20 protein-coding genes are annotated in these 26,859 nt (G+C 69.3%); 8 read left to right on the top strand and 12 right to left on the bottom strand.

Features of this window, described 5'->3' with window-relative positions:
- Positions 1-126: 126 nt before the first annotated feature.
- Together DZG09_RS10330 and DZG09_RS16770 are read right to left on the bottom strand one after the other, a co-directional pair.
- Positions 127-1,170, bottom strand: a complete 1,044-nt coding sequence (locus tag DZG09_RS10330; RefSeq protein ID WP_119697660.1) for an alanine racemase — start codon at positions 1,168-1,170, stop codon at positions 127-129.
- Entirely contained in the window at positions 1,167-1,814 is a 648-nt protein-coding gene (locus DZG09_RS16770; RefSeq protein WP_240423923.1) for an alanine racemase C-terminal domain-containing protein, read from the bottom strand. Before DZG09_RS16770 ends, DZG09_RS10330 begins: the two co-directional genes overlap by 4 nt.
- A gap of 147 nt (positions 1,815-1,961) precedes the next feature.
- Here DZG09_RS16770 and DZG09_RS10320 point away from each other — a divergent pair, with 147 nt between their 5' ends.
- The 3 genes from DZG09_RS10320 to DZG09_RS10310 are packed head-to-tail and all read left to right on the top strand — an operon-like array spanning position 1,962 to position 7,736.
- Positions 1,962-2,678, top strand: a complete 717-nt coding sequence (locus DZG09_RS10320) for a hypothetical protein (RefSeq protein ID WP_162893276.1) — start codon at positions 1,962-1,964, stop codon at positions 2,676-2,678.
- Positions 2,675-4,240: a DNA polymerase Y family protein gene (locus DZG09_RS10315; RefSeq protein WP_119697658.1), complete on the top strand. Its 1,566-nt coding sequence runs from the start codon at positions 2,675-2,677 to the stop codon at positions 4,238-4,240. Before DZG09_RS10320 ends, DZG09_RS10315 begins: the two co-directional genes overlap by 4 nt.
- A gap of 43 nt (positions 4,241-4,283) precedes the next feature.
- Positions 4,284-7,736: an error-prone DNA polymerase gene (locus DZG09_RS10310; RefSeq protein ID WP_119697657.1), complete on the top strand. Its 3,453-nt coding sequence runs from the start codon at positions 4,284-4,286 to the stop codon at positions 7,734-7,736.
- A gap of 104 nt (positions 7,737-7,840) precedes the next feature.
- Here the strand turns inward: DZG09_RS10310 and DZG09_RS10305 are convergent, their stop codons facing one another.
- The 4 genes from DZG09_RS10305 to DZG09_RS10290 form a co-directional block, all read right to left on the bottom strand.
- Positions 7,841-8,605 (bottom strand): type 1 glutamine amidotransferase, encoded by a 765-nt coding sequence (locus tag DZG09_RS10305; protein WP_119697656.1) that lies wholly within the window; start codon positions 8,603-8,605, stop codon positions 7,841-7,843.
- Entirely contained in the window at positions 8,602-9,924 is a 1,323-nt protein-coding gene (locus tag DZG09_RS10300; protein ID WP_162893275.1) for a MurT ligase domain-containing protein, read from the bottom strand. Before DZG09_RS10300 ends, DZG09_RS10305 begins: the two co-directional genes overlap by 4 nt.
- Positions 9,917-11,137, bottom strand: a complete 1,221-nt coding sequence (locus DZG09_RS10295) for an RNA polymerase sigma factor (protein WP_420845904.1) — start codon at positions 11,135-11,137, stop codon at positions 9,917-9,919. The genes DZG09_RS10300 and DZG09_RS10295 overlap by 8 nt, the downstream gene beginning before the upstream one ends.
- Positions 11,138-11,438: 301 nt before the next feature.
- Positions 11,439-12,368, bottom strand: coding sequence for a proteasome assembly chaperone family protein (locus tag DZG09_RS10290; protein WP_119697653.1), 930 nt, complete (start codon positions 12,366-12,368; stop codon positions 11,439-11,441).
- Positions 12,369-12,637: 269 nt separating this feature from the next.
- On the opposite strand from DZG09_RS10290, the gene DZG09_RS10285 reads away from it, so the two are divergent.
- The 3 genes from DZG09_RS10285 to sucB all read left to right on the top strand — a co-directional run bounded on the left by DZG09_RS10285 (position 12,638) and on the right by sucB (position 17,347).
- On the top strand, positions 12,638-14,119 hold the full coding sequence (locus tag DZG09_RS10285; protein WP_119697652.1) for a leucyl aminopeptidase: 1,482 nt from the start codon (positions 12,638-12,640) through the stop codon (positions 14,117-14,119).
- 44 nt (positions 14,120-14,163) lie between these two features.
- Positions 14,164-15,534 (top strand): dihydrolipoyl dehydrogenase, encoded by a 1,371-nt coding sequence (gene lpdA, locus DZG09_RS10280; RefSeq protein WP_119697978.1) that lies wholly within the window; start codon positions 14,164-14,166, stop codon positions 15,532-15,534.
- Positions 15,535-15,631: 97 nt separating this feature from the next.
- Positions 15,632-17,347, top strand: a complete 1,716-nt coding sequence (gene sucB / locus DZG09_RS10275) for a 2-oxoglutarate dehydrogenase, E2 component, dihydrolipoamide succinyltransferase (RefSeq protein WP_119697651.1) — start codon at positions 15,632-15,634, stop codon at positions 17,345-17,347.
- 102 nt (positions 17,348-17,449) lie between these two features.
- On the opposite strand, the gene DZG09_RS10270 is transcribed toward sucB, so the two are convergent.
- The gene (locus tag DZG09_RS10270; protein ID WP_119697650.1) at positions 17,450-18,868 is read right to left on the bottom strand and encodes a hypothetical protein; all 1,419 of its coding nucleotides are present in this window, start codon (positions 18,866-18,868) and stop codon (positions 17,450-17,452) included.
- Between the two features lie 108 nt (positions 18,869-18,976).
- On the opposite strand from DZG09_RS10270, the gene DZG09_RS10265 reads away from it, so the two are divergent.
- Positions 18,977-19,684 (top strand): DUF4191 family protein, encoded by a 708-nt coding sequence (locus tag DZG09_RS10265; protein ID WP_119697649.1) that lies wholly within the window; start codon positions 18,977-18,979, stop codon positions 19,682-19,684.
- A 105-nt stretch (positions 19,685-19,789) separates the two neighbouring features.
- Here the strand turns inward: DZG09_RS10265 and DZG09_RS10260 are convergent, their stop codons facing one another.
- The gene (locus DZG09_RS10260; RefSeq protein ID WP_119697648.1) at positions 19,790-20,191 is read right to left on the bottom strand and encodes an RDD family protein; all 402 of its coding nucleotides are present in this window, start codon (positions 20,189-20,191) and stop codon (positions 19,790-19,792) included.
- 134 nt (positions 20,192-20,325) lie between these two features.
- On the opposite strand from DZG09_RS10260, the gene glnA reads away from it, so the two are divergent.
- Positions 20,326-21,750: a type I glutamate--ammonia ligase gene (gene glnA / locus DZG09_RS10255; RefSeq protein WP_119697647.1), complete on the top strand. Its 1,425-nt coding sequence runs from the start codon at positions 20,326-20,328 to the stop codon at positions 21,748-21,750.
- A gap of 162 nt (positions 21,751-21,912) precedes the next feature.
- Here glnA and DZG09_RS10250 read toward each other — a convergent pair whose 3' ends face one another.
- The 4 genes from DZG09_RS10250 to DZG09_RS10235 all read right to left on the bottom strand — a co-directional run bounded on the left by DZG09_RS10250 (position 21,913) and on the right by DZG09_RS10235 (position 26,844).
- Entirely contained in the window at positions 21,913-22,746 is an 834-nt protein-coding gene (locus tag DZG09_RS10250) for a DeoR/GlpR family DNA-binding transcription regulator (RefSeq protein WP_119697646.1), read from the bottom strand.
- A gap of 101 nt (positions 22,747-22,847) precedes the next feature.
- Positions 22,848-24,581, bottom strand: coding sequence for a dihydroxyacetone kinase family protein (locus DZG09_RS10245; RefSeq protein ID WP_119697645.1), 1,734 nt, complete (start codon positions 24,579-24,581; stop codon positions 22,848-22,850).
- Positions 24,582-24,653: 72 nt separating this feature from the next.
- Complete coding sequence (locus DZG09_RS10240) at positions 24,654-25,652, bottom strand: D-ribose ABC transporter substrate-binding protein (RefSeq protein ID WP_205529142.1); 999 nt, start codon at positions 25,650-25,652, stop codon at positions 24,654-24,656.
- Positions 25,653-25,707: 55 nt separating this feature from the next.
- Entirely contained in the window at positions 25,708-26,844 is a 1,137-nt protein-coding gene (locus DZG09_RS10235) for an ABC transporter permease (protein ID WP_119697644.1), read from the bottom strand.
- Between the last annotated feature and the right edge of the window lie 15 nt (positions 26,845-26,859).

The following is a 26,859-nucleotide window of genomic DNA, read 5'->3' as shown; positions in this document are numbered from 1 at the left end:
CCGGAGGACATTCCCCCGCGCGCTTCGCGCGCTCCCGCCAAACCCGATGCCAGCCTCCGGATGACCATGGCCTGCGCCTCTTTCAGAGACAACTCTGCGGCACCCGGCGCAGGGCTTGGTGGTCGGTCAGACGTAGACCCGCGGGATGAGGGGTGACAGGCGCAGGAGGGGCTCTTCTCCTACCGTGTCGATGAGCTCGGCCTGGTCGGTCGATGTGGGGGCGCCGTCGGCGCGGGCGCCGAAGATCGTGACCTCGTCGCCCGGTGCAGCACCCGGCCACGCCTCGATGCGCGAGCTGAACGGTGCGACGTCGAGCAGGCGGCGGCGTCCTGCGGGCGTGGACACCTCGATCCGTCCTGCCCACGAGGAGAAGACGCCGTCGGCCGAGCCGACGTCGATCGTCGCGGTGCCTGAGCCGACCTCGGTCACCGGGGCGACCAGCGCGGCGACGGCGTCGATGCCCTCCAGCTCCGGCCCGTCCTGAGAGCGCACGCCGTAGCAGAAAGCGCCGATTCGCACGAGGTCGTAGCGGAACTCGGCCCGATGCCATGCCGCGGCGCTCGCGGCGAGATGGCGTATCTGCGGGTCGAGGCCGGCGGAGCGGGCCGCAGCCACGGCGTCGTCGAAGACCGCGCGCGATGCGTCGTCCGATGCGTCGCTGGCCTCGGCGATATGGCTCCAGATGCCGACAACGGTGATGTCGCCGGCGTGCTCCAGCTCGGAGGCGCGCGCACACGCCTCGCTCCACGCCTCTGGCCTGATGCCGTTGCGGTGCAGGCCCGTGTCGATCTTCAGGTGCACGCACGCCGGCGCGCCTGTCGCGCGTGCCGCTGCCGCGACGCGCTCGAGATAGCCGATGTCGCCGACACCGAGCTCGATGCCTGCGCGCAGCAGCTCGCCTGCCGCTGCCTGGGTCGTGGTCAACCAGGAGAACACACGGGCATCGTCGCCCGCGGCGGCCTTCGCGCGCACAGCGCTGGCCGGGTCGATCGCACCGAACCATTCGGCGCCGACTTCACAGGCGGCGCGCACGATCTGTTCGACGCCGTGGCCGTACGCGTCGTCCTTCACGACGACGAGCACATCGGCCGGCGCCATGCGCTCGCGCACGGCACGCACGTTCCGTTGGAAGCGTCCGAGATCGATCCTCAGCTGCGCCCCGCCGATCATGCGACCACCTCCCGTTCCACGCCGAGGCCGACGCATGCGGCGAGCTCCAGCTCGGTCATCCCGGTCGCTCGCGCCCACGCGGCCAGCAGCTGCGGGTCCGCCGCGCCGAAAAGAGTGGCTTCGTCACCCGCGGCGGCCGCTGCGCCTTCGAGATCGATGACGTGCACGTCCATGGCGACGCGGCCGACGATACGGCGCCTCGCCCCGTTCAGGAGGACATCGGCCGTTCCGCCGATCGCGCGCACGAGTCCCTGCGCGTAGCCGCCCGATACGAGGGCGATCGTCGTGTCCCGCTCCGCCGTGAACCGATAGCCGTATGAGACGCCCTCGCCCTGCAGCAGCGGCTTGGTCGACAGCACCGGGGCGATGAGCGTCATCGCCGGGGTGCCGCGTCCGGTGAGGCCGTACACGGCGTCGAGCGGGGCGAGCGAGCGCGCCCCCTGCGGGTCGTCACCCTCTGCGAAGATCCGGATGCCCAGCTCGTGCGCGACACCTGCGACGAGATCGGCGCCGTGACCGCATGCGTCGCGGCGCACGTCGATCGCGATGTCGGTGGCTCCGCGGAGGATCGAGGCGATGTTCTCACGCAGCGCGCCGCGCGAGACGCGCACCATGGCTTCGCTTCTGATCGGTTCCACGTTCATCCGCACCAGCGTAGCCGCGCGACGGGCCTCTCCCGTCGAAGTGGGCCGGTGTCGTCGGCTCTCGAACGGCGCGCATCGCACCCGAATAGAACATATCTCCCAGCCTGCTCTCTGTTGATTGTCGTACATCCTTTCTAGAATCGATGTGTGGGGATGACGGCGAACAGCACGGCTGAGAACCTCGCGCAGGTCACGCTGCTGCGCGAGCGGATCAGCGCGATGCAGCGACGGCGGGCGACGCCGGAGACGCTGCCTGTGCCCGGTCCGCTCTCCCCCGTCTTCCCCGACGGCGGGCTGCGCACCGGCGCGGCGTACTCGCTCGCCCGCGGCGAGACAGGGCTGATGCTGGCGCTGCTCGCCGAGGCCTCCGCCGCCGGCTCGTGGTGCTGCGTCATCGGCGTTCCCGAGCTCTCGGTCGGAGCCGCAGAGGGGCACGGCATCGATCTCTCGCGGCTCGTGCTGATCCCGACCCCGCAGGAGCGCTGGATGCAGGCTGCCGCCGCGGCGTGCGAGGTGTTCCCGCTCGTGGCGCTGCGACCGGGGCGCCGCCCCACGCAGGCAGACGCGCAGCGGCTCGAGGCGAAGATGCGCGACCGCGGCAGCTCGCTGCTCGCGCTCGGTGAGTGGCCGGGCGCGGAGGGCACCGTCTCCGCGGGGGAAGACGAGTGGGTCGGCATCGGTCGCGGGCACGGCCTCATCTCTGGGCGAGCCATGACCGTATCGATGCACGGCAGACGCACGCCTCACCCTCGGTCGGTGCGGGTGATGCTGCCTGGCCCGAGCGGCGGGGTCGAGGCGGTCGCCGCCGCCCAGGCGCGGCCGCTCGAGAGCGGCGGCGCGACGCTGCGAGCGGTGGGGTCGTGAACGTCGCCGAGCGCGTGATCGCGCTGTGGTTCCCCGATTGGCCCGTGACGGCGTTCCTGCGCACGCAGGCGCGCGAGCTGGGCGTCGCCGAGGTCGATCCGGATGCCCCGATCGCGCTCGTGCACGCGGGAGGCGTCGTCGCGTGCTCGGCCGCGGCTCGTGCGGCCGGCGTCCGCCGCGGCCAGCGCCGCAGAGACGCGCAGTCCGCCTGCCCGCGGCTGCGCCTGGTGCAGGCAGACGACGCGCGCGACGCACGGGCCTTCCACGACGCCATGCGCATCGTGGAAGAGCTCTCCCCCGGCGTGCAGGCGCTGCGCTCCGGTCTCGCCGTACTGCGCGCCAGAGGTCCCTCCAGGTTCTACGGCGGCGAGGAGCAGGCAGCGCTCGCCCTGCTCGGACCGCTGCACGATGCGGGGTTCGCCGACATGCGCGCAGGCATCGCCGACGGGGTGTTCACCGCGGAGCACGCCGCACACGAGGCAGAGGGCTCTGCGCCCGTGCGCATCGTCGCCGCCGGTGGTTCCTCCGAGTTCCTCGCGCCCTTTCCCGTGCGAGCACTGGGCGACGAAGAGGTCGCGCTGTTCCTCAACCGGCTCGGGGTGCGCACTCTGGGGGGCTTCGCCGGCCTCGATGCCTCCCTCGTCGCCGACCGCCTCGGTGAGCACGGCCTGCGCCTGCATGCCTGCGCCAGCGGTGCCGACCCCCGCGAGATCGTCCCGCGAGTCCCGCCGCCCGAACTCACCAGCGAGATCTCCTTCGAGGCTCCTCTGGAACTCGCGGAACAGGTCGCCTTCGCCGCCCGGCGCACGGTCGAGGACTTCCACGGAGCGATCAGCCGTGCGGGGCTCGTGTGCACCGCCGTGCGGATCACTGTCGTCGACGACGACGGCCGCCGGTCCGAACGCGTCTGGCAGCACCCCGTGTCGTTCGATGCCGCGAGCATCGTCGATCGCATCCGCTGGCAGCTGCAGGACGTCTCAGACGCCGGTGCGCCGGGGCAGCAGCGACTCAGCGGCTCTGTGACATCCGTGAGGCTGGAGCCGGAGGCCGTCGATCACGGCACAGCCCATCAGCCGACTCTCATCGGGCAGGGCCCGGATGAACGCGCCCACCATGCCATGACGCGCGTGCAGGCGGTGCTCGGCCATCGCGGCGTGCTCAGCCCGGAGATCGCCGGAGGGCGCGCACTCGCCGAGCGCGAGGTGCTGCGACCGTGGGACGACGCATCCTCGCCGCGCTCCGCGCGTGACCGCCCGTGGCCTGGGGTGCTTCCTGCTCCGCTGCCCTCCGAGGTCTTCCGCGCTCCGCGCCCCGCCGAGGTCCGCGGCGCGGCCGGTGCGGACTGCGCCGTCGACGGACGCGGCCTGCTCACCGCGGAGCCGGCGACCATCGACGGCCGCCGCGTCGTGTCATGGGCCGGTCCGTGGCCGCTGATCGAACGCGACTGGGACAGTGCACGCCGCCGCAGCGCGCACCGCTTCCAGCTCGTCGACGAGACGGGAGCGGCATGGCTGGCCGTGCGTGCAGAGAACGGCTGGTGGCTCGAGGGCAGATACGGCTGATGGACGCTGCCCTCCGCAGGAGCGATTCAGAAGGGAGACGATCATGGGCTGGGCTAATCCGCCGATGCCGTGGCACGAGATCGAACGCACACTCAGCGGGCGTCCCACCGCGCCGTCGGAGAGCGCGGCCCGCGAACCGGAGCGGGCAGCGCCGCAGGCGCCGCGCCCGAACCGCACCAGATACGCGGAGCTGCATGCGCACTCGTCGTACTCGTTCCTCGACGGCGCGAGCTCGCCCGAATCACTCGTTGCGGAGGCCCAGCGGCAGGAGCTGGAGGCGCTCGCGATCACCGATCACGACGGCTTCTACGGGCTCGTGCGCTTCGCGGAGGCCGCGGAGGGCACGAGCGTCGGCACCGTGTTCGGCGCGGAGCTGTCGCTGTCGCTCACTGCCGATCAGAAGGGTGCCGCCGACCCCGAGAGCGAGCATCTGCTGGTCCTCGCTCGCGGCACCGAGGGGTACCACCGCCTTGCGGAGGCGATCACCAGTGCCCAGCTCCGCGGCGGAGAGAAGGGGCGCCCTCGTTACGATCTCGACGAACTGGCCCGGCTCGGTCGCGGCCACTGGGCCGTGCTCACCGGATGCCGCAAAGGCGCTGTCGGCCGTGCGCTCGCCGGCCCCGTCTCGCGCGGCGACGACGACCTCACGGCCGCCGAGCGCGCGCTGGGCGAGCTCGTCGACCGATTCGGGCGCGACGACGTGTTCGTCGAGCTGACCAGGCACGGCGATCCGCTCGACGACCGCCGCCTCGACGCCCTCGCCTCGCTCGCCGCCCGTGCGCGTCTCCCCCTGCTCGCCACGAACAACGTCCACTACGCCGTGCCGGAGAAGGCGAGGCTCGCGCGTGCCGTCGCCGCCATCCGCGCCACGCGCAGCATGGACGATCTCGACGGCTGGCTCCCTGCGCACAACGCGGCCCATCTGCGCAGCGGCGATGAGATGGCGCGCCTGTTCGCCCGCTACCCCGGTGCCGTCGAGCGCACGGTCGATCTCGCCGCCGACCTCGCCTTCCCGCTGCGGCTGGGACGGCCCCGCCTGCCCCGCACGGAGGTGCCTGAGGGAAGCACCCCGATGTCGCATCTGCGCGATCTGGTGTGGCGCGCTGTGCCGCACCGCTATCCGGATCTCACCGATGATCAGCGGGCGCGCATCCGGCATGAGCTCGACGTCATCGAGAGCAAGGACTTCCCCGGGTACTTCCTCATCGTGCACGAGATCGTCGAAGAGGCGCGCCACCGCGGCATCCTGTGCCAGGGGCGCGGCTCTGCCGCAGCCAGCGCCGTCTGCTACCTGCTGGGGATCACGGCGGTCGACGCGATCGCGTACGGGCTGCCGTTCGAACGGTTCCTGTCGGCGATGCGCGAGGAGGAGCCCGACATCGACGTCGATTTCGACAGCGACCGCCGCGAGGAGATCATCCAGTGGGTATACGACCGATACGGGCGCGATCGTGCCGCTCAGGTCGCGAACGTCATCCAGTACCGTCCCAAGAACGCCGTGCGCGACGTCGCGCGCGCCCTGGGCTACTCCCCCGGCCAGCAGGACGCGTTCTCTCGCAGGGTGGAGCGCGCAGGCGATCTCGGCTCCGAGGGGGACGACCTTCCGCCGCAGGTGGTCGAGTACGCCTCAGAGCTGATGAAGGCACCCCGCCATCTCGGGATCCACTCCGGCGGCATGGTGCTCACCGATCGCCCCGTCGGCGAGGTGGTGCCGGTCGAGCACGCCAGGATGGAGAACCGCACGGTCATCCAATGGGACAAGGATGACGCCGCGTGGATGGGGCTGGTGAAGTTCGATCTGCTCGGGCTGGGGATGCTCTCCGCCCTGCAGCACTCGTTCGATCTCATTCGGGGCGCCACGGGCGAGACGTGGCGGTTGGACGGCATCCCCCGTGAGGAGCCGGCCGTCTACGACATGCTCTGCCGCGCCGATGCGATCGGGGTGTTCCAGGTCGAATCCCGCGCACAGATGGGGCTGCTCCCCCGGCTGCAGCCGCGCGGCTTCTACGACCTCGCGATCCAGATCGCACTGATCAGGCCAGGCCCCATCCAGGGCGGCGCCGTGCATCCGTTCGTGCGCCGCAAGATGAAGCGCGATCCGGTGACCTACCCTCACCCTGCCCTCGAGCCCGTGCTGCGCCGCACGCTCGGCATCCCCGTCTTCCAGGAGCAGCTGATGCAGATGGCGATGGTGATCGGCGACTGCACGGCAGAGGACGCCGACCTGCTGCGCCGCGCGATGGGCTCCAAGCGCGGTCTCGAACGCATCGACCGGATCAGGGACACGCTCTATGCGGGGATGGCCCGGCACGGCCTGAGCAAGGAGGCCAGCGATGCGATCTACGCGCAGATCCAGGCGTTCGCGAACTTCGGCTTCGCCGAGTCGCACTCGCTGTCCTTCGCGCTGCTGGTCTATGCCAGCAGCTGGCTCAAGCTGCACTATCCCGCTGCCTTCCTCGCCGGACTGCTGCGCGCCCAGCCGATGGGGTTCTACTCTGCTGCGACGCTCACCGCAGACGCGCGCCGTCACGGCGTCGAGGTGCTCCGCCCCGACATCAACGCCTCGGGCGCGCAGGAGGATCTCGAACGCGTCCGTCCGGATGCCGAGGGCGCGCAGGCAGAGCAGGGCGCGCCTCAGGATGGTCGAGCATCCGTCGGGCAGGCGGAACAGCGCGTCGGCGATGCTCCGACGGGGCGGGACGCGTGCCTCGCCGACCACGCGGTCGACGGCGCGACGGCGTTCGACCCGCGTGCCGCGGACGACTCGGCCGCACACCGCCGTGACGCGCGGTTCGCTGTGCGCCTCGGGCTCGCCGGTGTGGCGGGCGTCGGTCTGCGCACGGCGCAACGCATCGTGGCCTCGCGCGACGACGGCGGCCCCTTCGCCTCGCAGCACGACCTGGTGCGGCGCACCGGGGTGACGGAGAAGCAACTGGAATCCCTGGCCACCGCTGGTGCCTTCTCATCCATCGGGCACGGCGTGCGCGAGTCGCTGTGGGCGGCGGGCGCCGCCGCCCAGGACCGCCCGGAGTATCTGCCTGGCACCGTGCAGTCCGTGCAGCCCCCGCTGTTCGCCGACCCGACCAGCTACGAACGGCTGGTGGGCGACTTATGGGCCACGGGGGTGTCGACCGACGACCATCCGCTCGCCCACTTCCGGCCGGCGCTCGACGCCCGCGGCGTGCTCTCCTCTGCGGGGCTGCGCACGCACGAGACGGGCAGGAGGGTCGAGGTCGCAGGCCTCGTGACGCACAGGCAGCGGCCCGCAACGGCATCCGGGATCACGTTCCTCAACCTCGAGGACGAGTGCGGGCTCGTGAACGTGATCTGCTCCGCCGGGGCATGGGCCAGATACCGTGCCGTCGTGCGCGACAGCCCGGCGCTGATCGCCCGAGGCATCCTGGAGCGCTCCCCCGAGGGCGTGATCAACCTCACCGCCGACGCGTTCGAGCCCCTCCGCACCGGCACCCCGCACCGCTCACGCGACTTCCGCTGACCAGCGCCCGCGCCCCACTCGCGAGATGCCTGGACGTTGTCGAGGCGCCCCAGGATGGTCGCGCAAATGGACAGCTCCGGGGCACCTCACCAGTGCTCTTTCGGTCAGAGACCGATCGAGTTGAAGACCTTGCCCGCTCTGGAGATGATCGCCTCACGGGCGCCGTCCGCGAGACGATCGAGCTCCGCCGCTCCGGCACCCGGAGCGAAATCGAGCCCGCGCCGCTCCGCGGCCGCGGCCAGCAGCGTGTTCGTCAGCTGGGGGTTCAGCGGGAGGGCCGGACCCTGCACATTCGACGCGTACGCCGCACCGCGTCGCACCGTCTCGCCCCGGCCCGAGCCGAGCGCGAAGCTTCCGGAGCCGGCGGTGACCGTTCCATAGACTTCGGCGTCGTCGGAGAGCGTCCATTCCGAGGCGTGGTCCTCGAAGCCGACCAGCCTGCCGTGCGACGCGTCCGCCACGACGTATCCGACGCGTCGCTCGTGGGTGCGGCTGACCCGGAACGGGAACAGACCAAGGCCCTGGAGCCGTTCGCCCTCGAGCGGCGCGACGCCCTCGCTGAGCAGCTCGGCACCGCCGCCGACCGCGAGCAGCGGTGCGCCGCCGGCGACGAGGCTCTCGAGCCGCGCCGACCGAGCACGCAGATCGTCGGCGACGAGTCGCATCGCCGACAGCGGACCGTTGCCGATCACGATGATGTCGGCGTCGTCCGGAAGCTCATCGCCGCGTCCGACTGCAACGTGCTCCGTCGTGCGCCCGTCCGAGGAGCGCTCCCAGCGCGCCTGCAGCGCGCTGACGTTGCCGCGATCACCGGTGACCCCGAGCTCGACGGGGTACAGCTGCGCGATGCGCAGGTTCTGCTCACTCATCGACGGGCCACCTCCTGATCGCCGTGGCCGAGGATCTTGCGACCGATCATCATGAGCTCGTAGTTGACGAACCAGGTCTGCCGCCCTCTCGAGGTCGCATCCAGCGCACGCATGTGCGCGACGGCCTTCTCCATGTCCGGCTCGACGAGGTCGATCGGGATGCCGGCGTGTTCGAGCCGAAGCGCGAGCTGGAACGCCTTCTCGCCCGTGACCACATCGACATGCTCGATCGACGAGAGGTCGACGTCGTACAGCCACGAGACATCAGGCGTGCCCTCGTCGATCGCCATCAGCATCCGCTCCGGCGAGCCGCTGAGAGCGTCGATGTTGAGCTGCAGGCTCGGACCGTTCTTGAACATCACGAACTCGACCTGCTCGTCGTCGGCGCCCTCCCGCAGCGGGATGACCTCACCGCGACCGAAGGCCGGTGCCATCGTCGCGAAGCCGGAAGAGGCGCGCTCCCCGCGGAACGCATCGCCGAGCACGCGCGAGGCGACGGTGAGGGCCGCGGCCGCATCGGCCGCATAGTGCATACCGGGCGCCGGAAGCGTGAAGCCCACCTCGGCACCGTCGACGACCGCCGTGACCGCTCGACCGTCCGCGCCCGTGACCTCGGCGAACGCCTCGTGGAAGACGGCGCTCTCGCCGCTGCGGGTGTCCTCAGCGTTGGCGAGGCCGTGCGCCGACGCCTCGACCAGCGCAGGGGCGACGCCGAAGTACGACACCGGCGCCCTCATAGCGCCCTCGTCGATCTTCGACAGGTAGGCGTCGTCGCGGTTGATCACGACATGGCCGGATGCGCGGCTCGACGCCTCGAGCATCATGTCCGCCACGCGCTCCGTCTCATAGAAGCGGTAGAGCTGATCGACCTGCACGTTCAGCGACAGAATCACGCTCGGCGCGAGCACGTCGGCCAGTTCGGCCGCATATCCCTCGTCGACTTCGAGCACCGCGACGTCGGCGCGCACCCTGCCGGTCAGCGTCGCATCGGCCAGCAGCGCGCTCGTCACGCCCTGCGGCAGATTCGCGCCGGTCGGGTTGGTGAACACGTTCAGCCCGTGCGCGCGCAGGATCTCGCTGATCATGTGCGTCGTCGTGGTCTTGCCGTTCGAGCCGAGCACGAACACGACGCCGTAGCCGAATTGGTTCGCCAGCGTCGACAGCAGGGACGGTGCGAGCTTGTTCGTCAGGTACCCGGGAAGCGCCCCGCCTCCGCCGCGCAGACGCGTGGCGAAGCGCGCGAGCTTCCCGACGAGCACCGGGAAGATGTACCGCGGGCCCGCCGAGCGCGCCGCCGACGCGGGCCTGGGCTCACTCAAGGTAGTCACGCAACGACTGCGAACGGCTCGGGTGCCGGAGCTTCGCCATCGTCTTGGACTCTATCTGCCTTATGCGTTCGCGTGTGACGCCGAACGTGTCGCCGATCTGGTCGAGCGTCTTCGGCTGTCCGTCACCGAGGCCGAAGCGCATCCGGATGACGCCGGCCTCACGCTCCGAGAGCGAGTCGAGCAGGCTCTCCAGCTGGCGCTGCAGCATGGTGAAGCCCACCGCGTCGGCCGGGACGACCGCCTCGGTGTCCTCGATGAGGTCGCCGAACTCGCTGTCGCCGTCCTCGCCCAGCGGCGTCGAGAGGGAGATCGGCTCGCGGCCGTACTTCTGCACCTCCACGACCTTCTCCGGGGTCATGTCCAGCTCCTTGGACAGCTCCTCCGGTGTGGGCTCGCGACCCAGGTCCTGGAGCATCTGACGCTGCACGCGTGCGAGCTTGTTGATGACCTCGACCATGTGCACGGGAATGCGGATCGTGCGCGCCTGATCGGCCATGGCGCGGGTGATCGCCTGACGGATCCACCACGTCGCGTAGGTGGAGAACTTGAAGCCCTTGGTGTAGTCGAACTTCTCGACAGCGCGGATCAGGCCGAGGTTGCCCTCCTGGATCAGGTCGAGGAACTGCATGCCGCGGCCCGTGTAGCGCTTGGCGAGCGAGACCACGAGGCGCAGGTTCGCGCCCAGCAGGTGGCTCTTCGCGCGACGGCCGTCTCGCACGACCCACTGCAGGTCGAGCCCGAGCTGGCCGGTCTTCTCCGCGGCGCTCAGCTTGGCCAGCTTGTCCTCGGCGAACAGGCCCGCCTCGATGCGCATGGCGAGATCCACCTCTTCCGCCGCGTTCAGCAGCGGAACCTTGCCGATCTGCTTGAGGTAGTCCTTGACGGGATCGGCGGTCGCACCCGTGATCTGGGTGGAGTAGACCGGGATCTCTTCTTCCTCGGCCTGAGAGATGACGATCGCCCCCGTGGGCAGCGGCTCGCTCTTCTCCTTCGGCTTGGACGCGTCGTCGCTCGCGTCCTCGACGACCTCGATCGCCGACGTGTCAGGCGCGGCCTCGTCGACGTCGGCCTTGGGCGTCTTGCTGCCCTTGGCCGCCGTCTTCTTCGCTGTGGTCTTCTTGGCCGCTGGCTTCTCAGTCGCGGTGCTGTTCTCTGCGGCGGGCATGCCTTCCGTCTCCTCGGCTGCCTCCGCCGCGGTTTCCACCGCTGCGGACTTGTTCGAAGCGCTCTTCTTCGCGTTCGAGCGCGGAGTCTTCGTTCCTGTCGTCACGTCTGGCCTTTCACCGACGGCGCATGCGCGTCGCCCCCGGGTGTTTCTGGGCAGGAGTAAGACCCATGTCAAGTCGCCGCGCTTGTGCGCCGGGTTGACAACGGGCCTGTCTTGTTAGTATCGCATAGCTCACGGCAAGATCGACAATCCTGTACTGAACCTCACCAGAACGAACGCTCGGGAGCGTACGGATATTCCCTCGCACACCGCAGAACAGCGGCCGTCGTGCGTTGTCCTATGACGACTTGTCGTCGTCTCCGGAAGGCCGCGACGCCAGGTAGCGCTCGAGTTCCGCGGCGAGTTCATCGGCGCTGGGCAGGGACGACTCATCGATGCCGTCGTCTGCGTGCTCCTCCGAGAGCTCGCCGGCCATGTAGGCGTCGTGCCGCTCCTCCAGACGATGGATCATCTGCCGGAGCTCCTCGTTCCCGGAGATCTGCTCCTCGACCTTCTGGATGTAGGTTTCGTTCTCCTCACGCAGATCCGCCAGATCGAACACCAGCCCGGTCGCAGCCATGATCTTCTCCAGCGCCAGCGCGCTCGCCCCCGGATACTCGGTGTCGGAGAGGTAGTGCGGCACGAGCAGCACGAACCCGGTTGTCGGGTGGCCCGCCTCGATCATCCGGAGTTCGAGCAGGTGACCGATCGTCGCAGGCGCCTGCGTCTGCGGACGCCACACGGAGTGCTCCTCGACCAGATCGCCGCGCGTGCCGCTCACCGTCGCCCCGATCGCCCTGGTGTGCGGAACGGGCATGGGAATCGCGTGCACCCACGTCACGGACGCGATCTCGAAGTCGTCGACGAAGCCGCCGACGGCCTCTACGAACGCGTCCCACCCGAAGTCGGGTTCGTACCCGGACAGGACCAGGAACGGCTGGCCGAGGGCATCGTGCGCCAGCGACAGCTCGAGCCGCGGCGGGCGGTACTCCGTGAGGTGATCCTGGTCGAACGTGATCACGGGGCGGCGCGCGCGGTAGTCGAGCAGCGAGTCGTTCGAGAACGTGACGAGCGGATGCGGGTCGAGCTCGTCACGCGCGAAGTCGACCAGGCCGGCCACCGTGCCGCCGGCGTCGGTGAAGCCGGTCATCAGAACGACGAGCGGCAGACGCCCCGGGACGACCGGGGAGTTGGCGACTCGCGTGTACAACGGACCGAAAGCGGGCATACCTCCATGGTACGAGGCCGCGCCGACACTGAGGCCCTACACCAGCAGATACGCCGACGGTGAACATGTCGCTCGCCCCGGCCGAAGTCACACTCCCTCGAAGCCGCGCCGGCAGGCTCGCCTGACTCGCGAGCCGTGGGCGCCGCGCTGGCGGCGTTCTCGTCGTCGGCGCACGACAGTGCGCACTCCTCCTCGGCCTTGCCATCACGACACCCGCGCCCTGCTCCCTTCACCGGCGCCCTACCGGCGCAACCTCCTAGGATGGACGCATGGCTCTTCCCGAAATCACGGTCACCCACGTGCCCTTCTCCGCCCACGAAGCGGACGCCCTGCTTCTCGCCGTTCCCTCCCTGAAAGACGCCGACGGCGAGCTCGACGGGCTCCGGCCGGCGCTCGATGCGATCGGCTTCACCGGATCGAAGGGCGCGTACGCCAGAGTCCACGCCCCGGCCGTCACCGACAGGCCCCTCGCCGTCGTCGGCCTCGGCGCGGACGTCACCGTCGACACCGTGCGCGACGCAGTCGGCGCAGGAGCACGGCAGCTGACCGGATTCGACCGGATCGCCGTCGCGGTCGCCGCCGATGCCGACGATGCATGGCGCGGTGCCGCAGAGGGCGCCCTGCTCGGCTCGTACGACTTCACCGCGTACAAGAGCGGCCGCGACGCTGACGATGCCTCCCGTCACGCCTCGTCGATCCTGCTGCACGCTCCGGCTCACGTCGCAGACAGCGACCTGGCACTGGCACGCGCCTACGGCGAGGCCGTCACGCTCGTGAAGGATCTCGTCTCCACACCGGCAGCCGACCAGACACCTGCCCAGTTGGCCGAGGCGGCTGAGACGCTCACTGCCGACCTGCCCATCACCGCGACGGTGTGGGATGAGGAAGCGCTGGCGACCGGCGGCTTCGGCGGCATCCTCGGCGTCGGCCGCGGTTCGGACAACCCGCCCCGTCTCGTCCGGCTCGACTACGCGCCGGATGGCGCTGATCGTCACGTCGCGCTCGTCGGCAAGGGCATCACGTTCGACACCGGAGGGCTCTCACTGAAGCCCGCCGCATCGATGGTGGGCATGCAGGAGGACATGACGGGTGCGGCTGAGGTGCTCGCCGTCGTGCGCGCGGCCGCGCAGCTGGAGCTGCCGGTGCGCGTGACCGCCTGGATGTGCATCGCCGAGAACATGCCGTCCGGCCGGGCCACGCGCCCCGGCGACGTGCTCACGATGGCCGACGGCACCACTGTCGAGGTGACCAACACCGATGCCGAGGGGCGCCTCGTTCTCGCCGACGGTCTCGTCGCGGCGACGAGGGAGACACCGGATGTCGTGGTCGACGTCGCGACGCTCACGGGAGCCATGATGGTGGCACTCGGCACGCGCTTCACGGGCATCATGGGCGACGCCGAACCCGTTGACGCGTTCCTGCGCTCGGCCGACCGCACCGGCGAGCTCGCCTGGGCGCTCCCGCTCCCCGACTACATCGAGGAGGAGCTGGACTCGCGCGTCGCCGACATGCAGAACGCGAACGTCGGCAGCCGTGCAGCCGGGTCGCTCTTCGCCGGGCTGTTCCTGCGCCGCTTCGTCGGCAACGGCGCAGGCGAGTCCGATGCGCCGCGCATTCCGTGGCTGCACCTCGACATCGCGGGCTCGGCGATGAGCGCATCCGGTTCCTACGGCTTCACGGGCAAGGGACCGACAGGCGCCTCGACGCGCGCTCTGATCGACTTCGTCGCCGCCGGCGGCCGGGTCGCCTGAACGAATGGGTGTCCGGTGAACGGTCGACCAGGAAGAGGGATCTCGTGACAGAGCACGCGTTCGACGTCGTCGTTCTCGGCGGCGGGTCTGGAGGCTACGCAACCGCTCTGCGTTCCGCAGAGCTCGGCAAGACGGTCGCGCTGATCGAGGGGGACCTTCTCGGCGGCACCTGCCTGCATCGCGGATGCGTGCCGACGAAGGCTCTGCTGCACTCCGCAGAAGTCGCCGACGTCGTTCGCAGCGCCGGGACCTCCGGCGTGCGGGCGGAGCTGTCAGGGGTCGACGGACCAGCGATGCGGGATTACCGAGATGGCATCGTCGCGGGCAAGCACCGCGGCCTGGTCGGATTGATCAAGGCACGCGGGATCACCGTCGTCGACGGATTCGGGACGCTGCTGGCCGACGGCTCGGTGCGGGTCGGCGAGGACACGTACCGCGGCGGCGACGTCGTGGTCGCGACAGGATCCCGCAGCAGGCTCGTGCCGGGCATCGAGCTCGGGGACCGCATCGTGACCAGCGAGGGCGCGCTCGCGCAGGAGACCGTGCCTGCACGGGCGATCGTGCTCGGCGGCGGCGTGATCGGCGTGGAGTTCGCCAGCGCGTGGCGCTCGCTCGGCGCCGAGGTCACGATCGTCGAGGGTCTCGACCGCCTCGTCCCGAACGAGGACGAGGCGGTCAGCACGGCGCTCGAGCGCGCGTTCCGCAAGCGCGGGATCGTCTCCAGACTCGCGACGACCGTTTCCGGAGCCGAAGAGACTGCGAACGGCGTCGCCGTGCATCTCGGTGACGAAACGCTCGAAGCCGACATCCTGCTCGTGGCGGTCGGACGGGGGCCTGCGACATCCGGGATCGGCTTGGAAGATGCGGGCGTCGCCCTCGACGGCGGGCATGTCGTGGTCGACGAGCACTGCCGCACCTCGGCGCAGAACGTCTGGGCCGTCGGCGACGTGACGCGAGGTCCGCAGCTCGCGCACCGCGGATTCCAGCAGGGCATCCTCGCAGCCGAGGCGATCGCCGGGGAGTCCGTCACCCCGATCGACGACCGTCACATCCCCCGCGTGACGTACTCGCACCCGGAGGTCGCGTCCGTCGGAGTGACCGAGGCGGAGGCGATCGCCGAGTTCGGCTCGGCCGGAATCGCGACGAACCGCTTCGACCTCGCAGGCAACGCCAGAAGCGGGATCATCGGCACCGGCGGATTCGTGAAGGTCGTGCGCCGCGTCGACGGCCCCGTCATCGGCGTCCATCTGATCGGCGACCGCGTGGGCGAACTGATCACGGAGGGACAGCTCGCCGTGGCGTGGGACGCTCATCCGGAGGATATCGCCCCTCTCGTGCACGCCCACCCGACGCAGAGCGAAGCGCTCGGCGAGGCGTTCCTGGCGCTCGCCGGGAAGCCCCTGCATTCGCTCTGACCGAATTCCCACTCCCCTGCCCCGCTTCGCGTTCGCCGCAACGGGCGCGGGGATCTAAGCTAGACACGTCATCGACTTTTACGAAGGAGACTTCGACATGAGCACTTCTGTAGTCCTCCCCGCTCTCGGCGAGAGCGTCACCGAGGGCACCATCACCCGCTGGCTGAAGAACGTCGGCGATACGGTGCAGGAGGACGAGGCCCTGCTCGAGGTCTCGACCGACAAGGTGGACACCGAGGTGCCCTCACCCGTGACCGGCGTCGTCGAGGAACTCCTGTTCGGCGAGGACGACACCGTCGAGGTGGGCGCCGTGCTGGCGAAGATCGGCGACGGCAGCGACGCTCCTGCGGAGCCGGCAGCCCCCGCGTCCGAGACCGCGGAGGACGAGGCGCCAGCAGCGGAGGCGCCAGCAGCGGAGGCTCCGGCGCCTGCGGCAGAGGCTCCCGCCGCAGAAGCACCCGCGAACGAGGCTCCCGCCGCATCCGACGATGCGACCGACGTCGTGCTCCCTGAGCTCGGCGAGTCCGTCACGGAAGGCACCATCACCCGCTGGCTGAAGAACATCGGCGACTCCGTCGATGTCGACGAGCCTCTGCTCGAGATCTCCACCGACAAGGTCGACACCGAGGTCCCCTCGCCCGTCGCCGGAACCGTGCTCGAACTCCTCGCCGGCGAAGACGACACCGTCGAGGTCGGCTCCGTCCTCGCCCGCGTCGGCTCCGGCGCCCCGGCGGCCGCTGCGCCAGCGGCCGAAGCGCCCGCCCCAGCGGCTGAAGCTTCCGCGCCTGCCGCAGAAGCGCCCGCCCCCGCAGCAGAGGCGCCCACTCCTGCCGCCGAAGCTCCCGCATCCGAGACCCCTGTCGCCCCCGCACCGGCAGCAGAGGCAGAAGCACCCGCCCCGTCGGCTCCTTCAGCCGATGACAGGGTCTACGTCACGCCTCTGGTCCGCCGACTCGCCGCTCAGCAGGGCGTCGATCTGACGACCGTCCAGGGCTCGGGCGTAGGCGGACGCATCCGCAAGGAGGATGTGCTCAAGGCGGCGTCCGCCCCCTCAGCATCCGCCGCAGCACCGACAGCGGCGAAGCTCGAGGCCTCGCCGCTGCGCGGCACGACTCAGCCGATGACGCGCCTGCGCAAGGTGCTCGCCAAGCGCGCCGTCGAATCCATGACCTCAACGGCGCAGCTGACGACGGTCGTCGAGGTCGATGTGACTGCGGTCGCCGCGCTCCGCTCAGGAGTCAAGGACGAGTTCCTCACCAAGACCGGCAACAAGCTGTCGTTCATGCCGTTCTTCGCCCTGGCGGCTGCCGAGGCGCTCAAGGCATACCCGATCATCAACTCGACGCTCGACGGCGAGAACATCGTGTACCCCGCGAGCGAGAACCTCTCCATCGCCGTCGACACGGAGCGCGGCCTGCTCACTCCCGTCCTGCGCGACGCCGGTGACAAGAACCTCGCACAGATCGCGGGCGACATCGCCGACCTCGCCGCACGCACACGCGACAACAAGCTGAAGCCCGACGAGCTCGCCGGCGGCACGTTCACGCTGACCAACACCGGTTCGCGCGGCGCGCTCTTCGACACACCCGTCGTGTTCCTGCCGCAGTCGGCGATCCTCGGCACCGGGATCGTGTACAAGCGCCCCGGCGTCGTGTCCACGGATGCTGGCGAGGCCATCGGCATCCGGTCGTACGTGTACCTTGCGCTCTCCTATGACCACCGCACGATCGACGGCGCGGACGCAGCCCGCTTCCTTTCGGCCATGAAGGCTCGGCTGGAAGCTGCGGAGTTCACCGCCGACCTCGGCATCTGACCCGATACGATCACGAGGGCGGGAGGATCGAACGGTCCTCCCGCCCTCGTGCGTCACCGTTTCGAACACGACTGCCGCCCATCAGACGCTCGCCCGCCGACGTCACCCCGCCGCGTACACGTCTCGCAGCATCCAAAGTCCGTCGCGAAGCGCGAGACTGAGATAGTGCGCATCCGCATCGGACTCCGCGCGCACCAGCGCCGCTCCGCCGTAGTCATCGACGAGTGAGATCTGCGCTTCCGCCAGTTCGTGCCACGGCGCACCGTCCGCCGTCAGATTCGAGCCGGGCTCGATCGTGCCGTCGCATGTCGCGTCTCCGGATTCCGCGCAGCTGGCCGCACGGCGCAGCAGGCTCGTTGCTGCGTCGACCGGCATCGCCTGCACCTGCACGGCGATCTCCTCGCCGTTCCCGTCCTCGCTTCCCGGCACGGCCTCGTCCGTCTCGTTCCCGCTCTCCTCGCGCTCCGCGTCATCGCCTGAGCGCTGACCATCCCGAGGCGCCGCAGCGTCGTGTCCGTCCTCTGCCTGCTCCTGAGCATCCATCTCGTCGCCGTGCACGCCGGAGTCGGAGCGCACGGCTCCCCCATCCGCTGCCGCGGGTGGTTCTCCCTGCGGCAGCAGCACACCGACGAGGACCACAGCGAGCGCGGCGGCAGCGCCCGCGAGGTACGCGGCGCGACGGCCGCGGAGCGCCCGCGACGCCGCGCCCTTCACCTGAGCGAGCACATCGGCGGCCGCCTCTGCGATCCTGCCGTTCCATACGCTCTCGGCGAGTGCTCTCGGATCGACAGACCACTCCCTGTTCGCCGAGCGCACGTCGCCCGCCGTCGGCGATGCGGCTGCGTCGCCGTCGGTGCCGGCTTCGAAGCTCAGCGGCTGCGGGGCACACGCGTCGAACAGATCAGCCTCGAGCTCCCGCAGATCACCTTCGAGCCGAGCGGGATCGTGGAGGGCTGCCACAGCACGGTCGAGCAGCCGAATCACGACTCGGTCGGCTGCCTTCTCGGCCACAGTGCGCAGCACGGCCGCAGCGCCTTCGGCCGCGCCCCTCGCCGGCTCACCGTCACCGGGCAGCGACGCGACGAACACCGGTCGACCGTCGACATCCGCCCACCAACGGCCGACCGGCCCCTGAGAGGCGCCTCTCTCGCCCTGTCGCGCCTCGGTCGCGCCTCGCAGCAGGCTCACGGCGAGGGTGACCGCCTGCCCTCCTGTCAGGCGCCGTGCGGCCCAGTCCTCCGCGACACGATGCGGGCACCACGGCAGCACGACGTCGTGACCGTCGGGTCGGCGCACGACGTCGATCGGCGCATACACGTGCTGACCACGCATGGCCCAACCCGCCCAGCCGTCCAGCCGATCGGCGTCCGTCAGCGCGACGGGCCCGTCCGGTCCCCGTGCCAGCACCCCGCGAACCGGCCCCTCCGACGCCTCGATCGCTCGGATGGCCCCGTACGCGCCCGTCAGCGGCGATTCGGGAGCTCGCCGTTCCTGCTCCGCTTCGTCCCTTCCTGCATCCATGTCTCCACGTTCGGTGCTCTGCGCACGGTGCGGAACAACTCACAGCCGGATGTGGACGGAGAACGCTCGATTCCGCGCCTGTGGGGGAAGCGACGTAAACTGGAAGACATGGCAGAACGCGGCAGCAAAGCGGAGAAGCGTCCAGGCTTCTTCTCGCAGATCAAGGACCTCATCTCCTTCACTCGCAAGGACTATCCCTGGCTGCCGTATGCCCAGATCGGCGGGCTCGTCGTGGGTGCCGGGCTCGGCGTGCTGCTCGCGTTCCTCTTCCAGCCGACCATCCTCGGCTTCGTCATGTGGCCGCTGTTCGGCGTGATGCTCGGTCTGATCGCGGCGATGCTTCTGATGAACCGGCTCGCGACGATCGTCATGTACCGCCGCATCGACGGCACACCCGGTGCCGCGGGACACGTGGTGTCCAACATGCTCGGCCGGAGCTGGCGCGCCGATGAGATGCCCGTCGGCGTCAACCCCAAGACCCAGGAGGCCGTGTACCGCGCTGTGGGTCGCGGTGGAATCGTGCTGGTCGGCGAGGGATCGCGCGGCCGGCTCAAGAAGCTGATGCGCGATGAGAACATGAAGGCCAAGCGCGCCGCCGCCGGAGTCCCCGTGCACACGTTCTACATCGGCCACGGCGAGGACGAGATCGAGATCAAGCACCTCGCCAAGCAGATCAAGGCGCTGCCGAAGAAGATCGACAAGGCCACGCTGAACGCCGTCGTCTCGCGCCTCGAGTCGCTGTCTCAGTCACTCAGCTCGCTGCCGATCCCCAAAGGTGTCGACCCGCTGAAGGCCAGGGCACCCCGCCCCCGCTGAGCGCTCGACGCGCCCTGAGCGCGCCGAGAGTGCGGGGCACCGCCCAGACAGAGGAAGGAAGTCGGGCCGAGAGCCAGGCGACTGACCACGACGCGAGGTGCGCGCTCACTTCCTGAGCAGCATCGTTCCTGCAGCCTTGTCATGCAGCCCTCGGTGATCGTCGTCCGCCACGACGGCGGGGATGATGAGGAACAGCAGCGCCGTGCGGATGACGGGGCGCCATACGCCCGCCCATCCTCCGACCGAGCGCACCAGGTACATGCCCATGATGCGGTGACCGGGACTCCCACCGATCGTCGGTATGAACAGTATCTGCATGGCCGCGAAGATGAGGTTCGTCGCCAGAGGCGAGTAGTCGAAGAACGCCAGCCCGATCAGCGCGGCGCATACGAGATCGATGACCAGCGCCGCGACGCGGCGCCCGAACGTGGCGATGCTCCCCGGTCCGCTCCGGGGCAGCCCGAGTCGTTCGCCTGGGTAGTCGGCATCCGCGCGTGCTTCACTCATCCGAACAGCCTACGAAACCGTCGCTCGTAACATGCTCGAAACATTGAGGATATGACAGAGCAACGTGGAATCGCTAGGTTCATAGTGCCGTCTGCGAAGGCGGCACTCACGCAATCGGCGATTCTGGAGCCTCAATGTTCAACGATTCCTCCGAGGTGCTCACGTTCATCAAGGATGAGGACGTCAAGTTCCTCGACATCCGTTTCACGGATCTTCCGGGTGTGCAGCAGCACTTCAACATCCCTGCATCGACGGTCGACGAAGACTTCTTCACGACAGGTCAGATGTTCGACGGGTCGTCGATCCGCGGCTTCGCCAGCATCGATGAGAGCGACCTCCAGCTCATCCCGGATGTCACCACGGCCTACCTCGACCCGTTCCGCGAGCACAAGACGCTCGTGATGGTGTTCGACATCTACAACCCGCGCAACGGCGAGATCTACTCGAAGGACCCGCGCCAGGTCGCGAAGAAGGCCGAGAAGTACCTCGCGTCGACCGGCATCGCCGACACCGCGTTCTTCGCCCCCGAGGCGGAGTTCTACGTCTTCGACGACGTGCGCTACGAGGTCTCGCAGGGCAAGAGCTTTTACTCGGTCGACGCCGAAGAGGCCGCGTGGAACACCGGTCGCAAGGAAGAGGGCGGGAACCTCGGCAACAAGACGGCGTACAAGGGCGGTTACTTCCCCGTCTCCCCCGTCGACAAGCACGCAGACCTGCGCGACGACATCTCGACGCGTCTGATCGACGCCGGCCTCGAGCTCGAGCGCGCGCACCACGAGGTGGGCGGCGCCGGCCAGGCCGAGATCAACTACAAGTTCGACACGATGGTCCACGCGGCCGATGACGTGCTGAAGTTCAAGTACATCGTGAAGAACACCGCTGAGGAGTGGGGCAAGTCGGCAACGTTCATGCCGAAGCCGATCTTCGGCGACAACGGGTCGGGCATGCACACGCACCAGTCGCTGTGGAAGGACGGCTCGCCGCTGTTCTACGACGAGCAGGGCTACGCGCAGCTCTCCGACGTCGCACGCTGGTACATCGGCGGCATCCTGAAGCACGCCCCCGCACTGCTCGCGTTCACGAACCCGACCATCAACTCGTACCACCGTCTGGTCAAGGGCTTCGAGGCGCCGATCAACCTCGTCTACTCGGCAGGCAACCGCTCGGCTGCGATCCGCATCCCGATCACGGGCTCGAACCCGAAGGCCAAGCGCATCGAGTTCCGCGCTCCTGACGCGTCCGGCAACCCGTACTTCGCGTTCGCGGCGCAGCTGATGGCCGGCATCGACGGCATCAAGAACCGCATCGAGCCGCACGAGCCGATCGACAAGGACCTCTACGAGCTCCCGCCGGAGGAGGCCAAGAGCATCCCGCAGGTGCCGACGACCCTCCCCGAGGTGCTCGATGCGCTGCGCGAGGACCACGCATTCCTGCTTGAGGGCGGCGTGTTCACCGAGGAGCTCATCGAGACCTGGATCGAGTACAAGTTCGAGGCCGAGGTGCTCCCGATGGCTCAGCGCCCGCACCCGTTCGAGTTCGAGCTCTACTACGGCGTCTGATCCGCCCACAGCTCCGAAAGGGCCCCGAATTCGCTCCGGCGGATTCGGGGCCCTTCCTCATCCGGAGCGAGGGGCTCGTGAGATGCGCATTTCTTCGACGAGAACGCGTCCACAGCGGCGCATCTCGACGAGAAATGCGCATCTCGGCGGCTGGGCGCGGGGTCAGTGGTGCGTGCGAGTACGCGGAGCGATCGAGACGTTGACGCCGGCGTTGCGCAGGGCGTCGACGTGGTGCGACGCCGTGGCGGCGTCGACGATCACCTCGTCGAAGTCCGCCAGCGGCTGCATGGCATGCAGTGCGCGCTTGTCGAACTTCGTGTGATCGGCCAGCAGGATGCGGCGGCTCGCGGAATCGAACATCGCCCGTTTCACGTCGACCGTCTCCATCGTCTGGTGGAAGGCGACGCCGTCGGTGATCGCTGATGTCGACATCACGAGCACGTCGGCGCGCAGTTCGTAGATCGCTGCCGTCGTGATGCGCCCCATGTAGGAGCTGCACCAGTTGTAGTACTGCCCGCCGAGGCCGAGCAGAGTGACACCGGTCATCGAACGCAGCTCGTTCATCACCGTCAGCGTGTTCGTGATCACCGTGAGCGGGCGCTTCGTCTGAAGGTGCGGCACGAGCTGCAGCGCCGTCGTCGAGTCGTCGAGCATGATCGCCGATCCCGGCTCGATCAGCTCGAGTGCCGCCAGTGCGAGGCTCTCCTTCTCGGAGCGCTCCCGGCTCGCGCGGTACACATCGCTCGACTCGACGAGCACCGTCGACAGCGCGGACGCCTCGCCGCGGTGCTTGCGCAGCAGCCCCCGCGATTCCAACTCGTCGAGGTCGCGATGCACCGTCATGGTGCTGATCTCGAACCGTTCGGCGAGGTCGGCGATGCGGATCGTGCCCGCGGCCATGACCGCGTCAGTGATGGCGTTCTGCCTCGCCTCCTGGCGGCTCTGCCTGGACTCCGCCTCGGTGCTCGCCTCGTCGTGCTCGATCTGATCCGCCATGCTGCTCTCTTCCTCGCGACACACCTGCTGCCTATATTCTGCCCGCGACTCGCGGCGCCGCCGAACGGCTGACCGGTCGGCGCACGGGGTGCCGGTGAGCGTCAGTCCAGAGCCGCGCCGCCGATGACGTCGGTCGCGGCGACCATCGCCTGGGCGAACGACACGGCACCGGGGTCGGGAGTGCCGACACTGGCCTCGGCGTGCGGTCTCGCGCGCCCCATCCGAGGCAGCAGCTCGGCCGTAGCGCGCGCCGCCGCCTGGGCTGCTTCCGCGGCCTCACGCCATGCCGACTGCAGCCCGGCACCTGCTCCGACCCGACTCGAGAGCGTCTGAGCGAACGGCACCAGCGCATCGACCATCGTCTTGTCGCCCAGCTCCGCCTTCCCCTGGCGCTGGACCGTCTCGCATGCGGCGGTCACCGCGGCCGCGACAGTTGCGGCATCCGGTGCGTTCTTGTCGCCGAGCATCTCGCCAGCAGAGCGCAGTCCGGCACCCCACAGCGCCCCCGATGTGCCTCCTGCGCGGTCGGCCCATGCGTCGCCCGCGAGAGCCAGCACCGTGCCGGCTCCGGCCCGGGCGCCCTCCGCGCGCTCCGCCTCGTCGCACGCGGCGTGCACGCCGCGCTTCATGCCGATGCCGTGGTCTCCGTCGCCGGCGATCGCATCGAGACGTCCCAGCGCATCCGCTTCCCGATCGATGAGATCCCGGATGGCACCGAGCACGCCGCGCACACAGGCCGCGGCCGCGATCGACTCGGCAGACCCGGCGGCGATCGCGTCGACCGCTTCGTCCGACGCTGCCTCGGCGAGCACGGCATCGCCGAGATCGAGGGTGCCCTTGCGGTATGCGGGGGTGAGCGCGGGCGAGGCCCATGCCTGCTCCAGCTCGTCGTCCAGCCAGAGCAGCGTCAGCGACATGCCTGCCATCTCGAAGCTCGTCGCGTACTCCCCGACCTCGGGCTGCACGATCGTGATGCCGCGCTCTTCCAGCAGGCGGGCGACGGAGCCGTACACGACGAACAGCTCCTCGTGCTTCACCGAGCCGAGGCCGTTCAGGATGATGGCGACCCGTGCGCCGGATGCAGATGGCACATCGTCCGGCCGCTCGTCGAGAAGCTTCGCCACGAGCAGGTCGGCCAGTTCGTCGGCCGTCGGAAGATCCCGCACCTCGATGCCGGGCTCTCCGTGGATGCCCATGCCGACGGCCATCTTGCCCTCGGGCACGGTGAACAGAGGGCTCTCGGCTCCCGGCAGCGTGCAGCCGGAGAACGCGACCCCGAACGACCGCGTGCGCTCATTCGCGCGATCGGCGAACTCCGCCACCTCGTCCAGACTCATCCCGCGTTCGGCCGCCCAGCCTGCCGCGCGGAACACGGCGAGATCGCCGGCGATGCCGCGGCGCTTCTCCCGCTCGGACACCGATGCGCTGACCACGTCGTCGGTGACCCGCACGGTGCGGCACGGAATGCCCGCGTCGCGCAGCTGCTGCTGTGCCGCGTCGAAGTTGAGCACATCGCCGGCGTAGTTGCCGTAGCTGAGCAGCACGCCGGCGCCGGCGTCGACGGCGGTCGCGACGGTGCGCACCTGTTGGGCGCTCGGCGAGGCGAACACGTTCCCCATGGCCGCGCCGTGGGCGAGCCCCGGACCGACCAGGCCGGCGAAGGCGGGGTAGTGCCCAGAGCCGCCGCCGATCACGACGGCGACCTGCCCCTGCGGTGTGGCCGTGGCGCGTGCGACGCCTCCCGGCACGCGCCTGACCAGGTCGCGATGCGCGGCGACGAAGCCCGCGGCGGATTCGTCGGCGAAGTTCTCCGCCTCATTGACGACGTAGCTCATAGTCCCTCTCTTCATGGGTGCGGGGGCGGAAACCTGATTCCCGCCCCCGCACTGCCGCTGTGGCGGTCGGTGTCACTCCTCGTAGACGAAGGGAGACACCATGTTGTCGACATTTTCCTCGGTGATCAGGATGCAGTCGATCGCCTGCTTCTCCGTCTCGGGCTCTTCGCCGGTCCGGATGTACTCGTCCGCCAGTTCGACGGCGGTCTGCGAGAACTCCGCGACGGGCTGCAGCACCGTGTAGGCCATCTCGCCCGCCTTCACTGCCTCAACTGCATCCGGTGCCCCGTCGAATCCTCCGACGACGACGCCGTCGAGCTCACCGGCCTCCTTCAGCGCCGCGATCGCGCCGAGCGCCATCTCGTCATTGCCAGCGAGCACGCCCTCGAGGTCGGGGTTCGACTGCATGAGTGCCTGAGCCTTGTCGTGGCCCTCGGTGCGATCCCAGTTCGCCACCTCTTCGCCGACCTTCTCGAGATCGGGGTACTGCGAGATGACGGTGCTGAAGCCGTTGGAACGGGTCTGCGCGTTGTTGTCGCTCGGCGCACCGAACAGCTCGACGTACGTTCCCGCCTCCTCCATCTGGTTCACGTACTCCTGCGCACCGAGCGCGGCGCCCTGGGCGTTGTTCGACACCAGCTGCGCCTTGGCCAGACCCGCTTCGTTGATCTCGGCGTTCACGAGGAACACGGGGATGCCCGCGTCATCCGCCTTCTTCACAGCCCCGATGGAGCCGTCCGCGTTGGCCGGGTCGAGGATGATCGCTGCCGACTGGTTCGCGATGGCGGTATCGATCAGCGTGTTCTCGGTGTTGGTGTCGCCGGTGTGAGAGCCGACGACGGCCTCGTAGCCGAGTTCCTCCGCCTTGGCCTGTGCGAGGTCGCCCTCTGTCTTCCAGTAGGGGTTGGCAGGGTCGTTGACGATGATGGTGATCAGACCGCCCTCGTCGCCTCCGCCGGAGCCGCCATCGCCCTCACCCTCGGGGGAATCGGATCCGGATGAGCAGGCGGTCAGGCCCACGACCAGTGCGCCAGCGGCGGCGAGTGCGCCCAGCGTCTTCATTCTGAACATGTGATGTGTCCTTTCTCAGGGTGCCGGCAGCGTTCGTCGGTGCCGGTTGTGCGGTTCAGGGTTCCTTCGTCGAAGATTCGGACGTCCCCGCACCAGACGGTCCTGCCGATGCAGCGGGCGTCGTCCCGTCCGTCGACGTGGTCTTCTTCTTCGGCTTCGCCGCAGGTCGGCGGCGACCGTACTGCAGTGTGTTGAGAAGCACGGCGACGACGATGACCGCGCCCATGAACACCATCTGCCAGTAGGCGGAGACTCCGACGATCACGAGCCCGTCGGCGAGGAAGCCGATCACGAAGGCGCCCAGCAGCGTGCCTCGCACATTGCCTCGACCGCCCGTGAGCGCCGCTCCCCCGATCACGACGGCCGCGATGGCAGTCAGCTCGTACGTCTCGCCGGCGTTGGGGTCGGCGCTGGTCAGCGTGGAGGCCAGCACCAGGCCGGCGATCGCGGCGCACAGGCCGGAGATCACGTACACCGAGATCTTCACGTTCTTCGTCGGCACGCCCGACAGTTCGGCCGCACGCTCGTTGCCGCCGGCGGCGTACAGCCAGCGTCCGAACTTCGCCCGGCCGAGTGCAGCGCCGAGCACGATCGCCACGACGATCATGATCAGCACGCCGATCGGAATGCCGAGGATGCGGTTGAAGCCGAGCCAGTCGAAGCCCGTGTTGCCCAGTTCCTCACTTCCCGACAGGTTGTTGATGGTGAGACCGTCGGTCATCAGCAGCGCGAGACCGCGCACGGCGTAGAGCATGCCGAGCGTGGCGACGAACGGCGCGATCTTGAACTTCGCCACCAGGATGCCGTTCACCAGTCCGACAAGCGCTCCGACGCCGCAGGCGATCAGCACGGTCACGGGAACGCTCGGGTACAGCGTGACGCCGAACATCTCCAGCGGCACGCCCTTCAGCAGGAAACCCCCGATCACGGCGGAGAACGCCAGCGTCGAACCGACCGAGAGGTCGATCCCGCCGTTCAGGATGACCAGCAGCATTCCCAGGCCCAGCAGCGCGTAGATCGCGACGTGCGAGGTCATGATCAGGATGTTGTTCCACGTCAGGTAGTTCGGCGAGAGGATCGAGAACACCGCGATGATCAGGATGAGGGCGAGGAAGGCTCGCCCCTCCAGCAGGAGCTTGGTGATGGAGAACCGCTTCCGGTTCTCGAGGATGGCGGTCGTTGTGGTCGTCATTGTCCTGTCCGTCTC

It is taken from the genome of Microbacterium halotolerans (assembly GCF_003569805.1).
In the GTDB taxonomy this organism is placed as follows: Bacteria; Actinomycetota; Actinomycetes; order Actinomycetales; family Microbacteriaceae; genus Microbacterium; species Microbacterium halotolerans.
This window is presented reverse-complemented; position numbering and strand designations above follow the sequence as displayed.

Excerpts from the sequence above, each read along its gene's own strand:
- DZG09_RS10285 (WP_119697652.1), top strand. The coding sequence starts at position 12,638 with ATGGCTCTTCCCGAAATCACGGTCACCCACGTGCCCTTCTCCGCCCAC.
- DZG09_RS10240 (WP_205529142.1), bottom strand. The coding sequence starts at position 25,652 with ATGTTCAGAATGAAGACGCTGGGCGCACTCGCCGCCGCTGGCGCACTG.
- DZG09_RS10270 (WP_119697650.1), bottom strand. The coding sequence starts at position 18,868 with ATGGATGCAGGAAGGGACGAAGCGGAGCAGGAACGGCGAGCTCCCGAA.
- DZG09_RS10265 (WP_119697649.1), top strand. The coding sequence starts at position 18,977 with ATGGCAGAACGCGGCAGCAAAGCGGAGAAGCGTCCAGGCTTCTTCTCG.
- glnA (WP_119697647.1), top strand. The coding sequence starts at position 20,326 with ATGTTCAACGATTCCTCCGAGGTGCTCACGTTCATCAAGGATGAGGAC.
- DZG09_RS16770 (WP_240423923.1), bottom strand. The coding sequence starts at position 1,814 with ATGAACGTGGAACCGATCAGAAGCGAAGCCATGGTGCGCGTCTCGCGC.
- sucB (WP_119697651.1), top strand. The coding sequence starts at position 15,632 with ATGAGCACTTCTGTAGTCCTCCCCGCTCTCGGCGAGAGCGTCACCGAG.
- DZG09_RS10330 (WP_119697660.1), bottom strand. The coding sequence starts at position 1,170 with ATGATCGGCGGGGCGCAGCTGAGGATCGATCTCGGACGCTTCCAACGG.
- DZG09_RS10305 (WP_119697656.1), bottom strand. The coding sequence starts at position 8,605 with ATGAGTGAGCAGAACCTGCGCATCGCGCAGCTGTACCCCGTCGAGCTC.
- DZG09_RS10250 (WP_119697646.1), bottom strand. The coding sequence starts at position 22,746 with ATGGCGGATCAGATCGAGCACGACGAGGCGAGCACCGAGGCGGAGTCC.
- DZG09_RS10290 (WP_119697653.1), bottom strand. The coding sequence starts at position 12,368 with ATGCCCGCTTTCGGTCCGTTGTACACGCGAGTCGCCAACTCCCCGGTC.
- DZG09_RS10235 (WP_119697644.1), bottom strand. The coding sequence starts at position 26,844 with ATGACGACCACAACGACCGCCATCCTCGAGAACCGGAAGCGGTTCTCC.
- DZG09_RS10310 (WP_119697657.1), top strand. The coding sequence starts at position 4,284 with ATGGGCTGGGCTAATCCGCCGATGCCGTGGCACGAGATCGAACGCACA.
- DZG09_RS10260 (WP_119697648.1), bottom strand. The coding sequence starts at position 20,191 with ATGAGTGAAGCACGCGCGGATGCCGACTACCCAGGCGAACGACTCGGG.
- DZG09_RS10245 (WP_119697645.1), bottom strand. The coding sequence starts at position 24,581 with ATGAGCTACGTCGTCAATGAGGCGGAGAACTTCGCCGACGAATCCGCC.